Origin of the sequence: Paenibacillus timonensis (assembly GCF_022427145.1) — a bacterium.
Taxonomy (GTDB): domain Bacteria; phylum Bacillota; class Bacilli; order Paenibacillales; family Paenibacillaceae; genus Fontibacillus; species Fontibacillus timonensis.
Genome location: NZ_JAKSXN010000123.1, coordinates 1 through 2,656 on the forward strand (window position 1 = coordinate 1; position 2,656 = coordinate 2,656).

Genomic DNA, 2,656 nt, shown 5'->3' on the forward strand with positions numbered 1-2,656 from the left:
GCTTATCCGCACCCCACCTATGGATTAAGGTGATTTATTCACTCTATTGCACGCGGTTGACGCTCAATTAGGCCCAATAAGGTTAAGGCATAACGCTATTTCAATCTTTCTCAGCTTGTTGCGATTGCCCATAACCGGACGAGAACGGGCTGTCGAAACCGACATCCCCGGCGAGCTCCGCAGCCTGCCGCAACGGTTCGAAAACGTGGAGATTGCGAAATTCCACGACATCCGGGCCATCCCCCATTACTCCGCACGTCTGTGGCAACCGGTCGAGTAGCCGCATATATCCAAAAGCGCGAGTGCGGGAGAAACTTCCTCACACTCGCGCTTCTTTTGCGCAGGCCCGGCTCCAATCCGCGTATTCAGTCGTTTGCTCAGTTCACCGGCAGCCCCCGTTCGCGCGCGAAGTTGCCCCAATGCGGTTTGCGACCGTCGATGTCGATGAACCCGTATTCATCGGAGAGGTCCCAACTGGTCAGGGATTGGCCGGCTTTGTCGCAAACGTTCGGGTCGGCGGCCAGGGCGGCCACCGCTTGCCCGACGAAATACGGCGTTTCGGATTCGGCATATAACGGTTCCTTTTCGATGGCGTCCTGCCAATTGGCTTCCTGGACGCCAAAGTAATCCAGCATCTGCTCGGAGCGCAAAAATCCCGGCGTCACCGCCAATGCCGTCACGTTGTGCGCCTTCAATTCCTCGGCCATGGCAGCGGCCAGGTGGATCGGCGAGATTTTGGCCAAACTGTAATAAACATTCCCCCGGTAATTGTAGGTCGAGCCGTCGGTAATTTCGATGACCAGGCCTTCCTTCCGTTGGATCATCATCGGCACCCCGTAGTAGCTCGTAATGAGGTGGGTTCGAACGACCCGCTCCTGCATCAGGAGCCCATCGGCCAGCGGCTGCTCCCAGAACGGCGTGTTCCAATGGGTAAGGTTCTCCCCGCCCCAAATGTCGTTCACCAGAATGTCCAAACGCCCGTCCTGTTCCTTCCCCACTCGTTCGAACAAAGCCTTGACCTGCTCCGGCGAGGTATGGTCCGTGCGGACGGCGATCCCGACACCCCCGCGGGCGGTCACCATCTCTGCCGTCTCGTCAATCGTCTCCGTCCGGCCAATGTCCGACGCCTCTCCCCGAACGCTTCGTCCGGTGCAATAAACCGTCGCCCCCGCTGCCCCCAGCATGACGGCGATTCCCCGGCCCGCTCCTCGCGTTGCCCCGGCAACGACGGCCACTTTTCCCTCTAATGGTTTCTTGTCCATGGTTTCATACGCTTCCTTTCCTGCTCGAATTTCGCACGTGCCCCTGTAGAATAACAAACTATATATGACATCTATTGTCTTATATTCATGATATAATCATTCCACGAAGTTAAAGAGGCGGAGGAGGAATTTTGTGCGTGCGGACCGTTTACTAAATCTGCTGCTGTTGCTTCAGAACCGTGGGAAAATGAGCTCGCGCCAGCTGGCGGAGCTGCTGGAGGTGTCGGAGCGGACGATCGCCCGGGACATCGAGGCGTTGAGCGCAGCGGGTATCCCCGTTTACGCGGAGCGCGGCTCCCGCGGCGGCTGGGTGCTGGCGGACAGCTACCGGACGAATCTGACCGGCATGCGGCCGGAGGAGATCGTCTCGCTGCTGTTGACGAACCATAATGAACTGTTGAAGGATCTCGGGATTCAGGGGGATTTTCAAGCCGCCTACCAAAAGCTGCTGGCGGCCGCTCCCGCGCCGATCCGGCAAGACGCCGAGCTGATCCGCGAGCGTATCCATATCGACGGGGCCGGTTGGCATGCCTCGAAAGAGGTTTTCCCGTGGCTATCCGCCGTGCAGGAGGCGGTCTGGACCCAGCGGAAGCTGGACATCCTCTACCGCAAGGAGGAGGACGTCGCTCAGCGCATCGTGCGCCCCTTGGGACTCATCGCCAAACGCAACGTATGGTACTTGGCGGCCGAACAGGAACCGGACGGCGAGCTTCGCACGTTCCGCATCTCCCGGCTGGAGGAAGCCCGTCTGATGGATGAGACGTTCGTGCGGCCGGACGGCTTTGACCTGGCAGCCTATTGGGAACGATCGACCGCCCGCTTCAAATCCGAGCTGCCCCGCTATCTCGCCCGGGTACGGACGACCGAAGCCGGGCTGAATCGGCTGCATAAGGAACGATTCATCAAGGTGCTTCATACGGAAGGCCCGGACAAACAGGGTCAGGTTCTGGCGGATGTCGACCTCCAAACGCTGGAATGGGCTTGCGGCGTGATCCTGGCAGGTGGCCGGGACGTCGAGGTGCTAAGCCCTCCGGAACTTCGGGAACGGATCCTAGCCGAAATCCGGGCGATGCTCGCCGTGTATGGAAGTACGCTTGACGCTTGACGTTATGGGCATTAGGCAAGGCAACCCTCCCCGTCCGGACGCTTTGCATGATTATCCCGTTAGATCAGGTTACAGAGAAACAGATCCCTCGGGAGAAGAAAGTACAGTGAAGGAAGGGAGGAGAACGCAAGGAAGAGATTGCATGGAAAAGAAGATGCAGTGGAGAAAATCAGATTGGTTCCGGGTCGATTCGGAATCGTGAGCGGGTCTGGCTCCCGCCCTTGCCACCTTAACGAAAGGGATAATGGAGCAAAAACAGCCACGGAAAGCCCTCAACCCATCAACCGCT

2 protein-coding genes and 1 pseudogene are annotated in these 2,656 nt (G+C 58.5%); 2 read left to right on the forward strand and 1 reads right to left on the reverse strand.

Annotated features, from left to right (window positions below; all coding sequences use genetic code 11):
- Window positions 1-115 precede the first annotated feature (115 nt).
- Window positions 116-280: a hypothetical protein gene (locus MJ257_RS24430; protein WP_240271772.1), complete on the forward strand. Its 165-nt coding sequence runs from the start codon at window positions 116-118 to the stop codon at window positions 278-280.
- Window positions 281-464: 184 nt separating this feature from the next.
- Here the strand turns inward: MJ257_RS24430 and MJ257_RS24435 are convergent.
- Window positions 465-1,262: pseudogene (locus MJ257_RS24435) on the reverse strand (SDR family oxidoreductase); the annotation flags it as partial.
- Window positions 1,263-1,395: 133 nt separating this feature from the next.
- On the opposite strand from MJ257_RS24435, the gene MJ257_RS24440 reads away from it, so the two are divergent.
- Window positions 1,396-2,367 carry a helix-turn-helix transcriptional regulator gene (locus MJ257_RS24440; RefSeq protein ID WP_240271774.1) on the forward strand — a complete coding sequence of 324 codons (972 nt, stop codon included), beginning with the start codon at window positions 1,396-1,398 and terminating at the stop codon, window positions 2,365-2,367.
- Window positions 2,368-2,656 lie beyond the last annotated feature (289 nt).